Origin of the sequence: Streptomyces changanensis, from assembly GCF_024600715.1 — a bacterium.
GTDB classification, from domain to species: Bacteria; Actinomycetota; Actinomycetes; order Streptomycetales; family Streptomycetaceae; genus Streptomyces; species Streptomyces changanensis.
On record NZ_CP102332.1, the window covers coordinates 3149936 to 3169916 of the forward strand.

At 68.7% G+C, this 19981-nt stretch carries 13 protein-coding genes and 3 rRNA genes; 11 read left to right on the top strand and 5 right to left on the bottom strand.

Annotated elements, in window-relative coordinates; translation table 11 throughout:
• Positions 1 to 141: 141 nt before the first annotated feature.
• Positions 142 to 1158, bottom strand: coding sequence for a C40 family peptidase (locus NRO40_RS13905; RefSeq protein WP_058943036.1), 1017 nt, complete (start codon positions 1156 to 1158; stop codon positions 142 to 144).
• Between the two features lie 649 nt (positions 1159 to 1807).
• Between NRO40_RS13905 and NRO40_RS13910 the strand changes: the two genes are divergently transcribed.
• The 7 genes from NRO40_RS13910 to NRO40_RS13940 all read left to right on the top strand — a co-directional run bounded on the left by NRO40_RS13910 (position 1808) and on the right by NRO40_RS13940 (position 9485).
• The gene (locus NRO40_RS13910) at positions 1808 to 1942 is read left to right on the top strand and encodes a hypothetical protein (protein WP_257375418.1); all 135 of its coding nucleotides are present in this window, start codon (positions 1808 to 1810) and stop codon (positions 1940 to 1942) included.
• A 332-nt stretch (positions 1943 to 2274) separates the two neighbouring features.
• Positions 2275 to 2583 (top strand): hypothetical protein, encoded by a 309-nt coding sequence (locus tag NRO40_RS13915; RefSeq protein WP_023587500.1) that lies wholly within the window; start codon positions 2275 to 2277, stop codon positions 2581 to 2583.
• A gap of 136 nt (positions 2584 to 2719) precedes the next feature.
• Positions 2720 to 3562, top strand: a complete 843-nt coding sequence (locus tag NRO40_RS13920) for a hypothetical protein (protein WP_058943037.1) — start codon at positions 2720 to 2722, stop codon at positions 3560 to 3562.
• The gene (locus NRO40_RS13925; RefSeq protein ID WP_232791122.1) at positions 3552 to 4943 is read left to right on the top strand and encodes a hypothetical protein; all 1392 of its coding nucleotides are present in this window, start codon (positions 3552 to 3554) and stop codon (positions 4941 to 4943) included. Before NRO40_RS13920 ends, NRO40_RS13925 begins: the two co-directional genes overlap by 11 nt.
• Positions 4940 to 6499, top strand: coding sequence for an SCO6880 family protein (locus NRO40_RS13930; protein ID WP_058943038.1), 1560 nt, complete (start codon positions 4940 to 4942; stop codon positions 6497 to 6499). Before NRO40_RS13925 ends, NRO40_RS13930 begins: the two co-directional genes overlap by 4 nt.
• 39 nt (positions 6500 to 6538) lie before the next feature.
• Positions 6539 to 7957 (top strand): ATP-binding protein, encoded by a 1419-nt coding sequence (locus NRO40_RS13935; protein ID WP_058943052.1) that lies wholly within the window; start codon positions 6539 to 6541, stop codon positions 7955 to 7957.
• Position 7958: 1 nt separating this feature from the next.
• A complete protein-coding gene (locus NRO40_RS13940) occupies positions 7959 to 9485 on the top strand; it encodes a P-loop NTPase family protein (RefSeq protein WP_058943039.1) in 1527 nt (508 codons plus the stop codon).
• A gap of 65 nt (positions 9486 to 9550) precedes the next feature.
• On the opposite strand, the gene NRO40_RS13945 is transcribed toward NRO40_RS13940, so the two are convergent.
• The gene (locus NRO40_RS13945) at positions 9551 to 10159 is read right to left on the bottom strand and encodes a GNAT family N-acetyltransferase (RefSeq protein ID WP_058943040.1); all 609 of its coding nucleotides are present in this window, start codon (positions 10157 to 10159) and stop codon (positions 9551 to 9553) included.
• Between the two features lie 277 nt (positions 10160 to 10436).
• Between NRO40_RS13945 and NRO40_RS13950 the strand changes: the two genes are divergently transcribed.
• Genes NRO40_RS13950 through NRO40_RS13965 form a run of 4 tightly spaced genes read left to right on the top strand, consistent with a single transcriptional unit; the run spans position 10437 to position 14181 of the window.
• Positions 10437 to 11351 carry an ABC transporter ATP-binding protein gene (locus tag NRO40_RS13950; RefSeq protein ID WP_058943041.1) on the top strand — a complete coding sequence of 305 codons (915 nt, stop codon included), beginning with the start codon at positions 10437 to 10439 and terminating at the stop codon, positions 11349 to 11351.
• Positions 11348 to 12163, top strand: coding sequence for an ABC transporter permease (locus NRO40_RS13955; protein ID WP_058943042.1), 816 nt, complete (start codon positions 11348 to 11350; stop codon positions 12161 to 12163). The genes NRO40_RS13950 and NRO40_RS13955 overlap by 4 nt, the downstream gene beginning before the upstream one ends.
• Positions 12164 to 12187: 24 nt before the next feature.
• On the top strand, positions 12188 to 13519 hold the full coding sequence (locus NRO40_RS13960; protein WP_058943043.1) for a sensor histidine kinase: 1332 nt from the start codon (positions 12188 to 12190) through the stop codon (positions 13517 to 13519).
• Positions 13516 to 14181 (top strand): response regulator, encoded by a 666-nt coding sequence (locus NRO40_RS13965; RefSeq protein WP_058943044.1) that lies wholly within the window; start codon positions 13516 to 13518, stop codon positions 14179 to 14181. Before NRO40_RS13960 ends, NRO40_RS13965 begins: the two co-directional genes overlap by 4 nt.
• Positions 14182 to 14320: 139 nt before the next feature.
• Here the strand turns inward: NRO40_RS13965 and rrf are convergent.
• The 3 genes from rrf to NRO40_RS13980 all read right to left on the bottom strand — a co-directional run bounded on the left by rrf (position 14321) and on the right by NRO40_RS13980 (position 19470).
• Positions 14321 to 14437 (bottom strand): 5S ribosomal RNA (gene rrf, locus NRO40_RS13970).
• Positions 14438 to 14520: 83 nt separating this feature from the next.
• Positions 14521 to 17640, bottom strand: a 23S ribosomal RNA gene (locus NRO40_RS13975).
• A gap of 302 nt (positions 17641 to 17942) precedes the next feature.
• Positions 17943 to 19470 (bottom strand): 16S ribosomal RNA (locus tag NRO40_RS13980).
• Together the 16S, 23S and 5S rRNA genes form the textbook arrangement of a ribosomal RNA operon.
• Positions 19471 to 19981: the final 511 nt, after the last annotated feature.

Consider the following 19981-nt stretch of genomic DNA (forward strand, 5'->3'; position numbering starts at 1 on the left):
GCGGCCCCTTGCCTTGTCCTGCGTTGCGGGTGCGGTCAGTCCAGGGAACGACCTGCGTGAGGGGTACGTTCCACTCTCCACGGAACGATCACGACGACGTTACCGAAGAGTGATGGGGGCGCCTCCGCCGCCCCGGTCCGATCAGGCGTCAGAAGCCCTCTGTGGCAACGCCTGCGCGCCGTCCCGGGTCACGCGCGTGGCACCGAAGTAGTCCGGTGTGTCGATCTTGTCGAAGCGGATCACGGCGCCGGTGAACGGGGCGTTGATCATGTACCCGCCGCCGACGTAGATCCCGACGTGCCGGATGGCCCGGGAGTCCCGCAGGTCGTCCGAGAAGAACACCAGGTCGCCGGGGAGCAGTTCCTCCCGCGAGGGGTGCGGCCCGGCGTTGTACTGGTCGTTGGCGACGCGCGGCAGCTCGATGTCGACCGTCCGGTACGCCGCCTGCGTGAGTCCGGAGCAGTCGAACCGGCCGCCGTGCTCGGGGGTGCCGTTGCCACCCCACAGGTAGGGCTTGCCGAGCTGCTTCTGCGCGAAGTAGATGGCCCCGGCGGCCTGCCGGGACGGCTCGACCGGGCCTACGGGCCGGGCGAAGCTCTTCTCCAGGGACCGGATGATCTTGACGTAGTTCTGCGTCTCGCTGATCGCGGGCACTCCGCCGGACTTTATGACGCGGTAGGCGCCCGCGTTGTAGGCGGCGAGCATGTTGTTCGTGGGGTCCCCGGGCACGTTCTTCACGTACGAGGCGAGTTCGCAGTCGTACGAGGCGGCGGAGGGGATGGCGTCGGCCGGGTCCCAGATGTCCCGGTCGCCGTCCTTGTCGCCGTCGATGCCGTGACTGGCCCACGTGCCGGGGATGAACTGGGCGATGCCGCGCGCGTCGGCGTGGCTGACGGCCTTGGGGTTCCACCCGCTCTCCTGGTAGAGCTGCGCGGCGAGGAGGGCGGGGTTGATGGCGGGGCAGAGGTTCCCCCACCGCTGCACCAACGACTGGTAGGCGGCCGGCACCGCGCCCTTGGCCAGTCCCACGACACCGCGCAGTCCACCGCCCCCGCCGACCAGTCCGGCGGCGGCCACGTACGTCCCGACGACGAGCAGCGCGACGAAGCTCGTGCACGCGCCGACGACGATCCCGCCGACCAGCCACCCCTTACGCACCGTCAACCACCCTCCGCATAAGGCCCGTCGCGTCAGTCTAGGCGGCGCGCTCCCGCTTCAGGAGGTGGCCCGCCCGGCCTGTGGACAACACCACCGGACGCCCCGGCGCACACCGGTCGCGCGCCCGGCCCGCCGACGCCCCGTACCCGCCGTGGCACGGCGGGTACGGACGCGTACGGAACGTGTGCGAATGAACATCAGGCCAACGCGGAGTGCGCACGGAAGCCCCGGACGGACCCCGCCACGATGCCGCCACGGCCGGCGGGGCGGCGGCCCGACCCCCACCGGCCGGCCGGTGGCGCGCCCGCCTCCGCCACCCCGATCCCGCCTGCCGCACGGCCACGACCTGCAGCTGGCGCGACCCACCGTGACCGGCCGCTACCTGCCGTGACCTGCAAAGACCCGCGGAACCCCGGCAGCGCCGAACGTCACAGCGGCACCCATGGCGAGAAGACGACAGGAGGCGCCCGGCGGGTCCGGTCGGACACCGCGCCCCTCCGCCCGACCCCCTCACCGCACCCACGGGACCTCCACCCAACCCCCGCCAAGTGGTCTGGACCACTGCGCTACGCTGTGCCATGCAGCCGCAAACGGCCGTGACACTCCCCGCCTACGACCAAGGGCGGGGTCAGCACCACAGGAGAACACCATGGGGAACAAGGTGAGCCGACTCGGAGACTCCGGGGGAACGGCCGCCGCGATCGCTGTCATCGCACTGACCGCCGTCGCCATCGTGGTACTGGGTTACTTCCTCTTCACCCAGACGGGGCAGTCCAACCTCTGACGCGCGATCATCCCGCGCTCACGCGCGCACGCCGCCGCCGGACCCGGTCCGGCGGCGGCGTTGTCATATGCGGACGAAAGCCCCGAAAGGGGAACAACGACGGTCATTGCCCGGAGTCACACCCCGTGATACACAGAGTGACCATACGTGTTTCCGTACGGGCCCGACCCCCTACCCGCCCAGGTCAGAGGCGTCGGCTCGGTCAAACGTGCGGTGATCGGGTAAAGAGACCCGCCAAGACGTCGTACGTCGGCGGTTCGATCAGCGAAGATAGTTGACGGCCCATGCCACCGGGCGGGCCGTCGAACTACCGAACAGGGGCGGTGACTTACATGTACCTGGCGGCCGAGAAGGGCGACATCACCACCATCATTGGCGGAATCGCCCCGAACTGGGGCCCCTTCGGAAGCCTGGGCAACCAGGCCCGCGTGATGATCGAGATCGTGATGGCCGTGGCCATCCTGCTGTGCCTCGGCATCGCGATCTGGGGGGCGGCCAAGCAGCGCATCGGCGCGACGGCCATGCGCGACACCTTCAGCGCCGAGCAGGGCAAGGGCCTGATCGTGGCCGGCCTGACCGGCGTCTTCATCATCGGATCTCTGGGCACCCTCTTCACCATCGTGTACGGGATGGCCGTCTGACCCTCCCGACCGCCTGACCCGCCTTCACTTCCCGGGGCCCGCAGAGGATGCGTCTCCTGATGTCCAGTCACCACACCGCGCACGCGTCGCGGCCACCCACACGGCACCAGCCGTCGTCCGAGGAGGCGTACCCGTCATGAGCTTCGGCGACGAGTACGACGGCGGTGGCGGTCGGGGCAGGAACCGGGGCACCACGGGCCAGACCCGCACCCGCCTCCCCGACGCGGACACCGACGACGGCTTCGGCGGCCCCGCGCGGCGCCCACCGCGCGCGTCCCGGTCGCTGGTCACCGTCGTCGGCGTGGTCGTCCTGCTGATCGCCGCCATCGCCTTCGCCAACCGCGGCGGTGACGGCGAGGGCGACACCGCCAAGGGCACCGCCCCGGGCGCCACCCCCACGGCGGCCACCGGCGTGAAGCCCGTCACCGGCAAGAACGGCACCATCCCGTCCGGCTTCCCCCAGGACGAACAGGGCGCCCAGAGCGCGGCGGCCAACTACGCGGTGGCGCTGGGATCGGCGGAGATGTTCGACAAGTCCAAGCGGGACGCGATCCTGGCCGCCGTCATCGCCCCGTCGCGCGTGACCCACTTCCGTCGGACGCTGGACCAGGCGTACTCACCCTCCTTCTTCCAGAACGTGGGCCTCAAGCCGGACGGCACGGTCCCCGACGGATTCACCTTCGTCTCCCGCACGGCCCCCATGGGCACAAAGATCACCGGTCTTGACTCGGAGCGCGCCACGGTGGCGGTCTGGTGCGCGGGGCTCCTCGGCCTGGCCGGCGAGGGCTCCACCAAACCGGTGACGAACGGCTGGTTCACCATCACGATGGAGCTCCAGTGGGTCGACGGCGACTGGAAGACCGTGACGTACTCGCAGAAGGACGGCCCCGCCCCCGTGGGTGCCGACACCCGCGCCTCCAGTGCCGAAGAGATCGCCGACGCCGTGACGGGGTTCGGAGGATTCACTTATGCCCGCTGAAGCCAGGCGTCGCGCCGCCACCGTGGGCACACTTCTGCTCACCGCGCAGACGACCGCGTTCCTGCTGGCCGGACGGGCTGTAGCCGCCCCCACGCCGAGCCCGTCCCCCTCGCCCAGCCCCGATAGGAGCAACAACCCCTGCGACCTCGTCCACGGCCCCTCCCGGGACTTCTGCGAGAGTGAGGACGGGGGCGGCACCGCCCGCACCTCCCCCCTCGAACCCGGCGACGCCGTCGACCCGCTCTCCTCCCTCGCCCGCGGCTGCGCGGACGCCGCCGCCTGGACCGTCGACAAGCTCAGCGACGCCGTGGCGTCCACCGCGGCCGTCGACTTCACCAACACCCGCTTCCTCCAGCAGTACGCGGTGGTCTTCGCCGCCTCCACCATCCTCACGCTCGTCATCTGGCTGCTCGCCGTCGCCAAGCGCGCCATCCGCGGCGTACCGCTGAGCACGGCCCTCTCCGAAGCCGTCGGCTTCCTGTGGCTGACGGTCCTCGCCTCCGCCTTCACCCCGCTGATCCTGCACACCGTCGTCTCCGCGACGGACGGCGTCACCGAGGTGATCGCCGCCGGCACCGGCGGCCAGACCGACGCGTTCTTCGGCTCGTTCGCCACCGCCCTGAAGAAGGGCGACGACATCGGCGGCGGGCCCATCATGCTGATCGTCGTGTCGCTCGTGTCGATCCTCGCCGCCGGCATCCTGTGGCTGGAACTCGTCATCCGCGCCGCGCTCCTCTACGTCGGCGCGCTCCTCGGCACCGTCGTGTACGCGGGGATCGTCGACAAGAACATGTGGGGCCACGTCCGCCGCTGGGCCGGCATCATGATCGCCGTCATCCTGGTGAAACCGGTCATCGTGATCGTCCTCGGCCTCGCCGGGGCGCTCTCCTCCGGCGACGGCCCCGACGCGTTCTCCGCCGTCGTCTCCGGCCTCGCGATCATCCTGCTCGCCATCTTCGCGTCCGCGGCGATCTACCGCTTCGTCCCCGGCTTCGGCGACGAGATCGCCACCGCCCGCACCAACCGCAAGCAGGCCACCGACGGCGCCCAGGCCGCGGCCGTCATCTCCTCCCCCGCCGCCCTCGTCTCCCAGGGCATCAAGGCCCACAGCAGCCGCACCCACCAGCGCGCCGCCGGCGGCGCCCCCGCCGCGGCCAACGCCCTGTCCGGCGGCGTCGCCGCCCACGGCGGCCGCGGCGGCGCACCGGCCACAGGCGGGGCCGGCGGCGGAACCGCCCCCGCCGCCGCGCCCCCGCCCCGCAGCGCCCCCACCCCGGCCCCGAGCGCCCACTCGGCCACCAACACCCCGCACACCAGCCGCGCCACCAACAGCGGCACCGGCAACACAGGCAACGCAGGATCAGGAGGTGCAGGGCGGTGACGACCCAGTCCCACGCGATCACGCCCCGCCGCACGTATCTCATCGGCCGCGCCCGGCCGAGCGCGATCATCGGCAAGAACCGCGAGACGGGCGAGATCGCCCTCATCATCGCCGGGGCGTTCCTCGGCATGATGTGCGGCCTCCTCGTCCCCCTCCTCACCCTGCGCATCGCGCTGCTCACCGGCTTCCCGATGCTGGCCCTCGCCGCCGTGTACGTCCCCTACCGCGGCCGGACCTTCTACCGCTGGTACGAGATCAACCGCAGCTACAAGCGCGTCCTGCGCCAGGGCACCACGTACCGCTCCGCCGCCATGGAGGCCGGTACGCGCCTCGACGGCCGCGAGGTCGAGGTCGGCCCGCCCCCCGGCATCGGCCGCATCAACTGGCTCTCCGCCCCCTTCGGCCCCGACGAGATCGCCGTCCTCCTCCACGCCGACCGCCGCACCGTCACCGCCGCCATCGAGATCGAGGGCCCCGGCGTCGGACTGCGCGACAGCGAGGACCAGGAAGCCCTGGTGGACCGTTTCGGCACCCTCCTCAAGCACGTCGCCAACGGCGACGGCTTCGTCACCCGCATCCAGATGCTCGCCCGTACCCTCCCCGCCGACCCCGACGCCCACGCCAAGGACGTCGCCCAGCGCGGCGACGCCCACGCGCCCCGCTGGCTCCGCGACTCCTACGAGCAGCTGCTGTCCATGGTGTCGACCTCCAGCGAGCAGCACCGCGCGTACCTCGTCGCCTGCATGCACTACACCCGCGAACTGGCCGCCGAGGCCCACGCCATCGCCCGCGCCGCCCGCCACACCGGCGGCGGCAGGCGCGTGCGCCTCGACAAGGACGCCGGCCTCGCCGTCGTCATGGCCCGCGAGCTCACCGACATCTGCGCCCGCCTCGCCGAGGCCGACATCCGCGTCCGCCAGCCCCTCGGCCAGTCACGCCTGGCGTCCCTCGTGCACTCCATGTACGACCCGGACCACCCCATCGACCACATCCAGGCCATGACGAAGCGGAACGCCTGGCCCGCCGAGCTCGACGCCGTCGAACCGACCCACCTCCGGGCCAAGACCCGCGAGTCCGCCACCCGCGCCCCCTGGTGCCACGCCACCGCCTGGGTCAAGGAGTGGCCGATGACGCCCGTCGGCGTGAACTTCCTCGCCCCGCTGCTCGTCCACACCCCCGACGTCATCCGCACGGTCGCCGTCACGATGGATCTCGAACCCACCGAGATCGCCATCGAGCGCATGCTCACCGAGAAGACCAACGACGAGGCCGAGGCCAGCCGCGCCGCGAAGATGAACCGCACCATCGACCCCCGTGACATCGCCGCCCACGGCCGCCTCGACCAGCGGGGTGAAGATCTCGCCAGCGGCGCGGCCGGCGTCAACCTCGTCGGGTACATCACCGTGTCGTCCCGCTCCCCCGAGGCCCTCGCCCGGGACAAGCGGACGATCCGGGCGTCGGCCGGCAAGTCGTACCTGAAGCTCGAGTGGTGCGACCGCGAACACCACCGGGCCTTCGTGAACACGCTGCCGTTCGCCACCGGCATCCGCCGCTAGGCACACAGGACGAGACGATAGGACGATAGGGGCCTGATGATGCGCGATCCGCTGTCCGTCCTCACCGATGCCTTCACCTCCTTCCTCTTCGGGAAGGTGGAGACCACCCGGCTGCCCGTACGCACCTCCACGGGCCAGGCCCAGGCCGTGTACCTGCCGACCGCCGCGCCCGGCCTGGGCGACTCCGGCGTGATCATCGGCCGCGAGGTGTACAGCGGCAAGGGGTACATCTACGACCCGTTCCAGCTGTACGGCCAGCAGCTCCCCGCCCCGCACTGGCTGGTGCTCGGCGAGTCCGGCAACGGCAAGTCGGCGCTGGAGAAGACGTACGTCCTGCGCCAGCTCCGCTTCCGCGACCGCCAGGTCGTCGTCCTCGACGCCCAGGGCGAGGACGGCGTCGGCGAGTGGAACCTCATCGCGGAGCAGCTGGGGATAACGCCCGTCCGCCTCGACCCGAGGGCCGCCCTCGACGACGGCATCCGCCTCAACCCCCTCGACCCGGCCATCACCACGACCGGCCAGCTCGCCCTGCTCCGCACCATCATCGAGGTCGCCCTGGGCCACGGACTCGACGAGCGGTCCGGCTTCGCGCTGAAGGTCGCCCACGCCTACGTCAACGCCACCATCACCGACCGCCAGCCCGTCCTGACCGACATCGTCGAGCAGCTCCGCCACCCCGAACCGGAGTCCGCCGAGGCCATGAACGTCGACATAGACGACGTACGCGCCTGGGGCCTCGACGTCGCGCTCGTCCTCGACCGGCTCGTCGACGGCGACCTGCGCGGCATGTTCGACGGCCCCACGACCGTCGGCATCGACCTCGACGCGCCGCTCACCGTCTTCGACCTGTCGCACATCGACCGCAACTCCATCGCCATGCCCATCCTCATGGCGATCGTCGGCGTGTGGCTGGAGCACACCTGGATCCGCCCCGACCGGAAGAAGCGCATCTTCCTCGTCGAGGAGGCCTGGCACATCATCAACAGCCCGTTCGTGGCGCAGCTGTTCCAGCGGCTGCTGAAGTTCGGCCGTCGGCTCGGCCTGTCCTTCGTCGCCGTCGTCCACCACCTCAGCGACGTCGTCGACGGCGCGGCCGCGCGCGAGGCGGCGGCCATCCTCAAGATGGCCTCCACCAGGACGATCTACGCCCAGAAGGCCGACGAGGCACGCGCCACCGGACGCGTCCTCGGCCTGCCGCGCTGGGCCGTCGAGATCATCCCGACCCTCACGCCCGGCATCGCCGTCTGGGACGTCAACGGCAACGTCCAGGTGGTGAAACACCTCATCACCGAAGCCGAACGCCCCCTCGTCTACACGGACCGCGCCATGACCGAGTCCGCGCCGCACGACCTGCCCGACGACCTGCCCGACGACCTCAAGGCCGCCGAATGGGAGGCGGAGCAGCGCGCGGCCCTCATGGAACGCCACATGAACGACTCGGAATCGACGGTGGCGTGACGTGGGCCGCCCACCCGAGACGCGCGGAACCCAGGGAGGCGTCCCCGACGGGCTGCTCGTGGGGCTGCTGGCGCTCCTGTTCGCCTCGACGTTGATGGTGTGGACGGCGAGCGGCCTCGCCGGGCTGTTCGCCCACGGCTCCTGGCCCGCGGGCGTCACCTTCGGCCGCTCGCCGCTCGCCCTGCGCTCCCTGGTCACCGACCCGCGGGGCATGGCCGCTGCCTGGCCGGCGACACCCGCGGACCAGCTGCCGGGCCACGGCGTGTTCTGGGGGCTGCTGATCGGCGAGTTGATGGTGCTCGCCGTGCTGGCCGTCTTCGCCGTGGGGACGGTGTCCCGCTGGCGCGCGGTACGCGCGGCGGCCCGCGCCGACCGGGGCCACGGCCCCCGGGCCACCACCCCGGCCCCGCTCCAAGCCCCGGCCCCGCTCCAGGAGCAGGCCCCGGCGGAAGCACCCGCAGCACCACCCGCACCGGCACCCACGCCCACCCCGCTCCCGGCACCCACACCCGCACCCGCACCCGCACCGGCCACACCACCCGCCACCGCCGCGCCACCCGCCACCGCCACGGCGTTCCCGGCGCCCCGTACGCCGGCACCGCGCGTCCTGTACGGCGACCGCGCCACCCGCCGCCCCAGTACTCTCCAGGCCGTCCAGGACGCGGTGGGTCCCGTCCTCGTCGTCACGTCCGACCCCACCGTGTGGGCCGAGACGAAGGACGCCCGCGCCAAGCTGGGCCCGGTCCTCCTCTACGACCCCGGGCACCTCTGCGACACCCCGGCCCGCCTCCACTGGTCCCCCGCGGACGGCTGCGAGGACACCGGTACGGCGGCGGCCCGCGCCACCGCGCTCCTCGCCCCCGTACGCCCCCGGGCGCGCCTCGACGCCGCGGTCGCCGACACCGCCGAGACCCTCCTGCGCTGCTGGCTGCACGCCGCCGCCGTCGACGGCCGGCCCTTCCGGCAGGTGCACCGCTGGGCACAGAACACCGGCAGCGCCCACGAGCCCGTACGCATCCTCCGCATACACCCCAGGGCCACCAACAGCCACGCCGGTCTCCTGGAGTCGGCGCTCACCGCCCACCCCGAACGCCGCGAAGCCGCCCGCGCCCTGACGCTCCGGGCGCTCTCCGCCCTCACCACGGTCCACGTCCGCGAGTCGTGCACACCGAATCGAACTGATTCGCTGACCTTGGAATCATTCATCGCCGAAGGGGGCAGCCTTTATGTGGTGGGCGAACCCGTGGAGGACCCCCGGACGGCACCCGGAGCCATGCCCCTCCTCACCGCCCTCACCGCACACGTGGTCGAGCACGGCCGCCGCATGGCCGCACGGTCATCTGACGGTCGGCTCGACCCACCAATGAGCCTCGTCCTCGACGACGTCGCCGCGGTCGCCCCGCTCCCCCAGCTCCCGGCGCTCCTCTCCACCGGCCACGACCAGGGCCTCCCCACCCTCGCCCTGCTCCGCTCCCACGAACAGGCCCGCGCCCGCTGGACCGATCCCCTCCCGACCCCGATCCCCTGACGCCCGGCCCGGCCCGGCGACCAGCCTGCCCGGCCACCGCCCTGCCCGGCCCACCGGAGCCCCGCCTACGCGCCGGCGCCGGCCCCCTCCGCCACGTCCGCGGACGCGCCGGACCGCAGCAGCTCGTACTCGACCTCCACCGCACCCGCCTCCCCCGGCTCGGGTCCGCGCTCCAGCGAGATGATCGCGCCGCTTGGCCGGAAGCCGGCCTTCCGGTACAGCGCCGCGGCCCGCGCGTTCCGCTCGTGCACGTACAGCCGCACCCGGCGCACCACCGGCTCGCGCAGCGACCACGACCACCGGACGGCCGCCCGCATCAGCGCCTCCGCCACCCCGCTGCCCCGCGCCCCGGGCCGTACGTAGACCCCGACGAGGTGCGTCTGGTCCACCTCCGCCGGCTCCCCGAGCAGCACGTCGCCGCCCTGCCGCTCCAGCAGCGCGGTCACCGTCCCGACCCACCGCCCGTCGGGCCCGACGGCCACGAACTGCCGCGCCCCGGCCCCGGCCGCGGCGCGCTCGGTCCGCCCCCGCCAGTGCGCGTCCGGCCGCGCGGCGGCCTCCTCGTAGGTGTCCAGGAACGCCAGGTGCGCCAGCGGGTCCCGCAGGGAGGCCAACCGCAACTCCCGCGCCTCACGCCACTCCTCGGCCCGCACGGGCCGCACCGCATAGGTCATCTCCCGATCCTCCCGACCGCCCCCGACCACCGGCAACCGGATAACCCGCACCCCGACCGCCCCGCCCCACCCCGCCCGTCAGCACACACCGCCCACGCCCCGGTTCCGCGCCCGAACTCCACCGCGGACCACGGACCGCACCCTCCCGCCGGGCCCGGGCCCCGCACCCGCCCCGAGCCCCGGACCGGCCGGAGTCGTACCCCGGTACCACCCCGCCGCCACCGGTCCCCACCACGGTCGGACGCTCCGCGCCGCCCCGCTCCGTAGCGTCGGCGACATGCTCCGGGCTCACGAACTGACCAAGAGGTACGGCGACCGAACCGTCGTCCACGGCCTCTCCTTCACCGTCCACCCCGGCACCGTCACCGGCTTCCTCGGGCCCAACGGCGCCGGCAAGTCCACCACCCTGCGCATGATCCTCGGCCTCGACGCCCCCACCAGCGGGCACGCCACCGTCAACGGCCGCCCCTACGCCGCGCACCGGGCGCCGCTCACCCAGGTCGGCGCCCTGCTGGAGGCGCGCGCCGTCCACCCGGGGCACACCGCCCGCGACCACCTCCACGCCCTGGCCCTCACCCACGGCCTGCCCCGCCGCAGGGTCGACGAGGTGCTGGAGCTGGCCGGCCTCACCGACGTCGCCGACCGCCGCGTCAAGGGTTTCAGCCTCGGCATGGGCCAGCGCCTGGGCATCGCCTCCGCCCTCCTCGGCGACCCCTCGACCCTCGTCCTCGACGAACCCGTCAACGGCCTCGACCCCGAGGGCGTCCTGTGGATCCGCACCCTCCTCAAGTCCCTGGCCGCCGAGGGCCGCACCGTCCTCGTCTCGTCCCACCTCATGTCGGAGACGGCCCTCACCGCCGACCACCTGGTCGTCATCGGCCGCGGCCGTCTCCTCGCCGACACCAGCGTCACCGACCTCCTGCGCCGCGCCGGCACGGGTGGCGTCCGTGTCGTCACCCCGCGCGCCGCGGACCTCCACCGGGCCCTGCGCGCGGCACACCCCCGCGCCGAGATCACCACCACCGCCCCCGACACCCTCGACGTCCGCGGCGCGGACGCCCCCCACATCGGCCGCGCCGCCGCCGACCACGCCATCCCGCTGTACGAACTCACCCCGCAGGACGCCTCCCTGGAGCAGGCGTTCATGGACCTCACCCAGGACGCCGTCGAGTACCAGGGAGCCACCGCGTGACCACCGCCCCCGCCCCCGCCACCTCCACGCCCACCACCGCCCCCGCCCCGTACGGCGTCACCCCGGCCCGTGTCGTACGCGCCGAGTGGCACAAGATCCGCTCGCTGCGCTCGACCCGCGTCACCGCCGCCACCGCCGGCGCCCTCGTCGTCACCGTCGCCCTCGTCATGGGCGGCACCTACACCTCCGGAGGCGGCGACTCCGACATCGACCCGGTCGTCCTCGTCCTCATGGGCACGATGCTCTCCCAGATCTGCCTCGCGGTCCTCGGCATCCTCGTCACCGCCGGCGAGTACGCGTCCGGCTCGATCCGCGCGACCCTCACCGCCGTCCCGACCCGCCTGCCCGTCCTGTGGGCGAAGGCCGCCGTCTTCGCCGCGACGGCCTTCACCCTCAGCCTCGCCACCGCCCTCGTCGCCTTCCCGGCCGCACAACCGCTCCTCGCGGACACCGACAAGAGGGCGTCCCTCCTGGACGACGGCGTCCTACTCGCCCTCGTCGGCAGCTCCGCCGGCATCACCCTGGTCGCACTGATCGCCCTGGCTCTCGGCGCGCTGCTCCGCTCGGTACCGGGCGCCCTCGGCGCGTTCATCGGCGGCGTCGTCATCGTCCCGGAGATCCTCGGCTCCCTCCCCTACGAGGCCGCGGAGACCGCTCTGCGCCACTTCCCCACCCAGGCGGCGGGCGCCCTCGGCTCCTCCAACCCCCTCCCGGGCGCGGCCTCCCCCGGCGCCGCCCTCCTCGCCCTGGTCCTGTGGGCGGCGGCGGCCCTGGCAGCAGCCGCGGTGTCCCTGAAACACCGGGACGTGTGACCGGTTCCGTACGAGGATGACCACATGAGCCGACAACCGTCCGCCACGGGGTCCCTGACGGCCTTCGTGCAGTCGGTGCTCCACCGGGTCCGCGGCCTCGACCGGTGCCACCCGCTGCTGTGGGACACGCTGCTGACCGGCTTCTTCGTCGTCGCCGCGCTCACGGACGCCAACGGCGGCTGGCGCAACATCGCCGCCGCCCCGGACGTCCCCACGCCCCTCGTGTTCGCGATGAGCCTGGCCCTGTCGGTGCCGCTGCTGTGGCGGCGCCGGCATCCGCTCGCCGTGCTCGCCGTGATGGCCCCGGCGGCGTTCGTCAGCAACTGGACGGGAGCCCTGCTCCAGGCGGCGATGATCCAGCACGTCGTCGTCTTCAACGTCGCGCTGCGCCTTCCGCTGCGCCGCCTGTGGTGGGCGGCGGCCCTGCTGCTCGGGCCGCTGCTGGTGGGCGCGTACCGCTTCCCGCGCGCCGGCTGGGACCAGCTGGTCCTGGCACCGATGTGGGCGTTCGCCCTGGTCGCGTTGGGCGGTCTGCTCGTGCGCACCCGCCAGGAGTACACGGCCTCACTCGTGGAGCGGGCCCGGCAGCTGGAGGTGGAGCGCGACCAGCAGGCCCGGCTGGCGGCCGCGGCGGAACGGGCCCGGATCGCCCGGGAGATGCACGACATCATCGGGCACAACCTCTCCGTCATCACGGGCTTGGCGGACGGCGGCCGTTACGCGGCGACCAGGTCGCCGGAGCGGGCGGGGCAGGCCCTCGACGCCATCGCTTCGACGAGTCGCCAGGCCCTGACCGAGCTGCGCCGCCTGCTGGGGGTGCTGCGTGACGAACCGGTGGACGAGCCGGCGGCCGCGCCCGCCGAGCTCACCCCGCAGCCGGCCCTGGCCGACCTGGACCAGCTGGTGGACGGGGTGAGGGCGGCGGGCCTGCCGGTACGGTTCGCGGTCCGCGGCCGGCCGGTACCGCTGCCCGCCGGCCCTCAGTTGACGGTGTTCCGCGTGGTGCAGGAGGCCCTGACGAACACGCTGAAGCACGCGGGCCCGGGGGCGACGGCGACCGTGGACGTCTCGTACGAGGACGGCCCTGGTGAAGGGCGCGCCGACGGCGCGCGCGGTGGGTCCGACGTCGGGACCGGTAGCGGGTCCGACGGCGGGACCGGTGGTCGGGGCGGGGTCGCGGTCACCGTCACGGACACGGGCCGTCCGGTGCTGGGGACGCCGCCGCCCGGCCGCGGTCTGACGGGCATGCGCGAGCGCGCGGCCCTGTACGACGGAACTCTCGACGCCGGCCCGCTGCCCGCCCCCGCGGGTGGGTGGCGGGTGCGTCTCCATCTCCCGAAGGACTCCCTCTCGTGACCACGGTGCTCATCGTCGACGACCAGCCGTTGCAGCGGTTCGGGTTCCGCATGCTCCTGGAGAGCCAGGATGACCTGTCGGTGGCGGGCGAGGCGGGCACGGGCGGCGAGGCCGTCCGGTTGGCCGCCGAACTGCGGCCGGACGTGGCCTTGATGGACGTCCGCATGCCGGGGATGGACGGCATCGAGGCGACGCGCCGCATCGTGGCGTCGGGCGGTCGTACCCGTGTGCTGATCCTGACGACGTTCGACCTGGACGAGTACGCGTACGCGGGTCTGCGCGCGGGCGCGAGCGGTTTCCTGCTGAAGGACGCGCAGCCGGAGGAGGTGTTGTCGGGGGTGCGGGCGGTGGCGTCGGGGGACGCGGTGGTGGCGCCGCGGCTGACGCGGCGGCTGCTGGACGCGTACGCGCAGCACCTTCCACCGGTGCCGGGGGCGGCGCCGCTGCCCGATCGGCGCCTGGCGGCCCTGACGGAGCGGGAGCGGGAGATCCTCGCGGTGATCGCCCAGGGGTGGACGAACACGGAGATCGCCGAACGGTTCCACCTGGCCGAGTCCACGGTGAAGACGCACGTGGGCCGGATCCTGGCGAAGACGGGTTCCCGGGACCGAGTGCAGGCGGTGATCCTGGCGTACGACACCCGCCTCGTCCAGCCGTCCTGAAGGAACGCCCCGGGGTCGGCCCTTTAAGCCGACCCTTCGAGTCGACCCTTCCCGGTTCGGCCGGCTGTCGCGCGGAAAAAAGGAGCCCGGAAATACGGAAAGCCCCGCACCATACGGTGCGGGGCTTCCCCAACAAATTGTTCGGCGGTGTCCTACTCTCCCACAGGGTCCCCCCTGCAGTACCATCGGCGCTGAAAGGCTTAGCTTCCGGGTTCGAAATGTAACCGGGCGTTTCCCTAACGCTATGACCACCGAAACACTATGAAGATATCGACCTACAACCAACCGGCAGATTGGGAGTTCGTTACTTCAGAACTAACACAGTGGACGCGAGCAACTGAGGACAAGCCCTCGGCCTATTAGTACCGGTCAACTCCACCCATTACTGGGCTTCCATATCCGGCCTATCAACCCAGTCGTCTACTGGGAGCCTTACCCTCTCAAGGAGGTGGGAATACTCATCTCGAAGCAGGCTTCCCGCTTAGATGCTTTCAGCGGTTATCCCTCCCGAACGTAGCCAACCAGCCATGCCCTTGGCAGGACAACTGGCACACCAGAGGTTCGTCCGTCCCGGTCCTCTCGTACTAGGGACAGCCCTTCTCAATATTCCTACGCGCACAGCGGATAGGGACCGAACTGTCTCACGACGTTCTAAACCCAGCTCGCGTACCGCTTTAATGGGCGAACAGCCCAACCCTTGGGACCGACTCCAGCCCCAGGATGCGACGAGCCGACATCGAGGTGCCAAACCATCCCGTCGATATGGACTCTTGGGGAAGATCAGCCTGTTATCCCCGGGGTACCTTTTATCCGTTGAGCGACGGCGCTTCCACAAGCCACCGCCGGATCACTAGTCCCGACTTTCGTCCCTGCTCGACCCGTCGGTCTCACAGTCAAGCTCCCTTGTGCACTTACACTCAACACCTGATTGCCAACCAGGCTGAGGGAACCTTTGGGCGCCTCCGTTACCCTTTAGGAGGCAACCGCCCCAGTTAAACTACCCATCAGACACTGTCCCTGATCCGGATCACGGACCCAGGTTAGACATCCAGCACGACCAGAGTGGTATTTCAACGGCGACTCCACCTGAACTGGCGTCCAAGCTTCACAGTCTCCCACCTATCCTACACAAGCCGAACCGAACACCAATATCAAACTGTAGTAAAGGTCCCGGGGTCTTTCCGTCCTGCTGCGCGAAACGAGCATCTTTACTCGTAGTGCAATTTCACCGGGCCTATGGTTGAGACAGTCGAGAAGTCGTTACGCCATTCGTGCAGGTCGGAACTTACCCGACAAGGAATTTCGCTACCTTAGGATGGTTATAGTTACCACCGCCGTTTACTGGCGCTTAAGTTCTCAGCTTCGCCCCACCGAAATGGAGCTAACCGGTCCCCTTAACGTTCCAGCACCGGGCAGGCGTCAGTCCGTATACATCGCCTTACGGCTTCGCACGGACCTGTGTTTTTAGTAAACAGTCGCTTCTCGCTGGTCTCTGCGGCCACCCCCAGCTCGAGCAGCACGTGCTCTCACCAGTGATGGCCCCCCTTCTCCCGAAGTTACGGGGGCATTTTGCCGAGTTCCTTAACCATAGTTCACCCGAACGCCTCGGTATTCTCTACCTGACCACCTGAGTCGGTTTAGGGTACGGGCCGCCATGAAACTCGCTAGAGGCTTTTCTCGACAGCATAGGATCATCCACTTCACCACAATCGGCTCGGCATCAGGTCTCAGCCTCAATGTGTGACGGATTTGCCTATCACACGGCCTACACCCTTACCCCGGGACAACCACCGCCCGGGCTGGACTACCTTCCTGCGTCACCCCATCGCTTACCTACTACAGGTCTGGTCCGTCGGCTCCACCACTCCCCTTGCCCGAAGGCTCCAGGGCGGCTTCACGGACTTAGCATCGCCTGGTTCGATATTGGGCGTTTCAAAGCGGGTACCGGAATATCAACCGGTTGTCCATCGACTACGCCTGTCGGCCTCGCCTTAGGTCCCGACTTACCCTGGGCAGATCAGCTTGACCCAGGAACCCTTAGTCAATCGGCGCACACGTTTCTCACGTGTGTATCGCTACTCATGCCTGCATTCTCACTCGTGAACCGTCCACAACTCGCTTCCGCGGCTGCTTCACCCGGCACACGACGCTCCCCTACCCATCACAGTCCCCGTTGGGGGTATGTACTGCAATGACACGACTTCGGCGGTACGCTTGAGCCCCGCTACATTGTCGGCGCGGAATCACTTGACCAGTGAGCTATTACGCACTCTTTCAAGGGTGGCTGCTTCTAAGCCAACCTCCTGGTTGTCTCTGCGACTCCACATCCTTTCCCACTTAGCGTACGCTTAGGGGCCTTAGTCGATGCTCTGGGCTGTTTCCCTCTCGACCATGGAGCTTATCCCCCACAGTCTCACTGCCGCGCTCTCACTTACCGGCATTCGGAGTTTGGCTAAGGTCAGTAACCCGGTAGGGCCCATCGCCTATCCAGTGCTCTACCTCCGGCAAGAAACACACGACGCTGCACCTAAATGCATTTCGGGGAGAACCAGCTATCACGGAGTTTGATTGGCCTTTCACCCCTAACCACAGGTCATCCCCCAGGTTTTCAACCCTGGTGGGTTCGGTCCTCCACGAAGTCTTACCTCCGCTTCAACCTGCCCATGGCTAGATCACTCCGCTTCGGGTCTTGAGCGCGCTACTGAATCGCCCTGTTCGGACTCGCTTTCGCTACGGCTTCCCCACACGGGTTAACCTCGCAACACACCGCAAACTCGCAGGCTCATTCTTCAAAAGGCACGCAGTCACGAGATACAAGCAAGCTTGCATCCGACGCTCCCACGGCTTGTAGGCACACGGTTTCAGGTACTATTTCACTCCGCTCCCGCGGTACTTTTCACCATTCCCTCACGGTACTATCCGCTATCGGTCACCAGGGAATATTTAGGCTTAACGGGTGGTCCCGCCAGATTCACACGGGATTTCTCGGGCCCCGTGCTACTTGGGTGTCTCTCAAACGAGCCGCATGAATTTCAGCTACGGGGGTCTTACCCTCTACGCCGGACCTTTCGCATGTCCTTCGCCTATCCATACGGTTTCTGACTCGTCTCACAGCCGGCAGACTGTGAAAGAGAGATCCCACAACCCCGCATGCGCAACCCCTGCCGGGTATCACACGCATACGGTTTGGCCTCATCCGGTTTCGCTCGCCACTACTCCCGGAATCACGGTTGTTTTCTCTTCCTGAGGGTACTGAGATGTTTCACTTCCCCTCGTTCCCTCCACACTGCCTATGTGTTCAGCAGCGGGTGACAGCCCATGACGACTGCCGGGTTTCCCCATTCGGAAACCCCGGATCAAAGCCTGGTTGACGGCTCCCCGGGGACTATCGTGGCCTCCCACGTCCTTCATCGGTTCCTGGTGCCAAGGCATCCACCGTGCGCCCTTAAAAACTTGGCCACAGATGCTCGCGTCCACTGTGCAGTTCTCAAGCAACGACCAGCCACCCATCACCCCCGGACAACATCCGGAGTGCACTGGGGCGGCATCGCAGAAGGGCGAGCAACGCTCGCACCCTCAGACACCCAACAGCGTGCCCGACACCCTCGACCCCTCCTCTGTGTTCCACGCCGAAGCAGTACTGACAGGAAGAGAACCGAGTGTGCCGAATAATCAACGTTCCACCCTTGAGCAACCAGCATCGGACGTACGCCGATGTACTGGCCTCTGACCAGCCGAAACTGGTGAGAAGTGCTCCTTAGAAAGGAGGTGATCCAGCCGCACCTTCCGGTACGGCTACCTTGTTACGACTTCGTCCCAATCGCCAGTCCCACCTTCGACAGCTCCCTCCCACAAGGGGTTGGGCCACCGGCTTCGGGTGTTACCGACTTTCGTGACGTGACGGGCGGTGTGTACAAGGCCCGGGAACGTATTCACCGCAGCAATGCTGATCTGCGATTACTAGCAACTCCGACTTCATGGGGTCGAGTTGCAGACCCCAATCCGAACTGAGACCGGCTTTTTGAGATTCGCTCCGCCTCACGGCTTCGCAGCTCTTTGTACCGGCCATTGTAGCACGTGTGCAGCCCAAGACATAAGGGGCATGATGACTTGACGTCGTCCCCACCTTCCTCCGAGTTGACCCCGGCAGTCTCCTGTGAGTCCCCATCACCCCGAAGGGCATGCTGGCAACACAGAACAAGGGTTGCGCTCGTTGCGGGACTTAACCCAACATCTCACGACACGAGCTGACGACAGCCATGCACCACCTGTATACCGACCACAAGGGGCACCTATCTCTAGATGTTTCCGGTATATGTCAAGCCTTGGTAAGGTTCTTCGCGTTGCGTCGAATTAAGCCACATGCTCCGCTGCTTGTGCGGGCCCCCGTCAATTCCTTTGAGTTTTAGCCTTGCGGCCGTACTCCCCAGGCGGGGAACTTAATGCGTTAGCTGCGGCACCGACGACGTGGAATGTCGCCAACACCTAGTTCCCAACGTTTACGGCGTGGACTACCAGGGTATCTAATCCTGTTCGCTCCCCACGCTTTCGCTCCTCAGCGTCAGTAATGGCCCAGAGATCCGCCTTCGCCACCGGTGTTCCTCCTGATATCTGCGCATTTCACCGCTACACCAGGAATTCCGATCTCCCCTACCACACTCTAGCCTGCCCGTATCGAATGCAGACCCGGGGTTAAGCCCCGGGCTTTCACATCCGACGTGACAAGCCGCCTACGAGCTCTTTACGCCCAATAATTCCGGACAACGCTTGCGCCCTACGTATTACCGCGGCTGCTGGCACGTAGTTAGCCGGCGCTTCTTCTGCAGGTACCGTCACTTTCGCTTCTTCCCTGCTGAAAGAGGTTTACAACCCGAAGGCCGTCATCCCTCACGCGGCGTCGCTGCATCAGGCTTTCGCCCATTGTGCAATATTCCCCACTGCTGCCTCCCGTAGGAGTCTGGGCCGTGTCTCAGTCCCAGTGTGGCCGGTCGCCCTCTCAGGCCGGCTACCCGTCGTCGCCTTGGTGGGCCATTACCCCACCAACAAGCTGATAGGCCGCGGGCTCATCCTTCACCGCCGGAGCTTTCCACCACCATCAGATGCCTGAAGTGGTCGTATCCGGTATTAGACCCCGTTTCCAGGGCTTGTCCCAGAGTGAAGGGCAGATTGCCCACGTGTTACTCACCCGTTCGCCACTAATCCCCCACCGAAGTGGGTTCATCGTTCGACTTGCATGTGTTAAGCACGCCGCCAGCGTTCGTCCTGAGCCAGGATCAAACTCTCCGTGAATGCTTACCCGTGATCGGGTCGACACTCGCGTTGAGCGGAACCGGGGGGAGGAATAGTCCCCCGCGGTTCACAGCATCCTCGCTGTGTTTTCTACAAAGGAACCTCATCTCCGTGATGGAGACGGGGTATCAACTAATCTGGCGTTGATTTTTGGCACGCTGTTGAGTTCTCAAGGAACGGACGCTTCCTTTGTACTCACCCTCTCGGGCTTTCCTCCGGGCGCTTCCCTTCGGTCTTTCGTGTTTCCAGTCTAGCAGATCCGATTTCTCGTTTCCGCCACCCGCTGGAGCGGGCTGCCGGGCCGTTCTCTGCTTTCGCGTTTCCCTTTCCGGCGGTTCCGACTCTATCAGATCCTTTCGGGCCTGATTCCCCGTCAGAGGGGGTTGTCTTTCCGGCCCTTCGGCCGTTCCGACGTCCCAAACTCTAGCGGATTTCCGCGGCGCCTCATAATCGGGGCGTCCGGATGAATTACGGCATGCCGAAATTCATCCCGGGGGAAGAATCGTGCTGG

Bases quoted from the DNA above. Each gene is read 5' to 3' on its own strand.
- NRO40_RS13910 (WP_257375418.1), top strand. From the start codon at position 1,808: ATGGGGAACAAGGTGAGCCGACTCGGAGACTCCGGGGGAACGGCCGCC.
- NRO40_RS13915 (WP_023587500.1), top strand. From the start codon at position 2,275: ATGTACCTGGCGGCCGAGAAGGGCGACATCACCACCATCATTGGCGGA.
- NRO40_RS13920 (WP_058943037.1), top strand. From the start codon at position 2,720: ATGAGCTTCGGCGACGAGTACGACGGCGGTGGCGGTCGGGGCAGGAAC.
- NRO40_RS13925 (WP_232791122.1), top strand. From the start codon at position 3,552: ATGCCCGCTGAAGCCAGGCGTCGCGCCGCCACCGTGGGCACACTTCTG.
- NRO40_RS13935 (WP_058943052.1), top strand. From the start codon at position 6,539: ATGCGCGATCCGCTGTCCGTCCTCACCGATGCCTTCACCTCCTTCCTC.
- NRO40_RS13945 (WP_058943040.1), bottom strand. From the start codon at position 10,159: ATGACCTATGCGGTGCGGCCCGTGCGGGCCGAGGAGTGGCGTGAGGCG.
- NRO40_RS13950 (WP_058943041.1), top strand. From the start codon at position 10,437: ATGCTCCGGGCTCACGAACTGACCAAGAGGTACGGCGACCGAACCGTC.
- NRO40_RS13960 (WP_058943043.1), top strand. From the start codon at position 12,188: ATGAGCCGACAACCGTCCGCCACGGGGTCCCTGACGGCCTTCGTGCAG.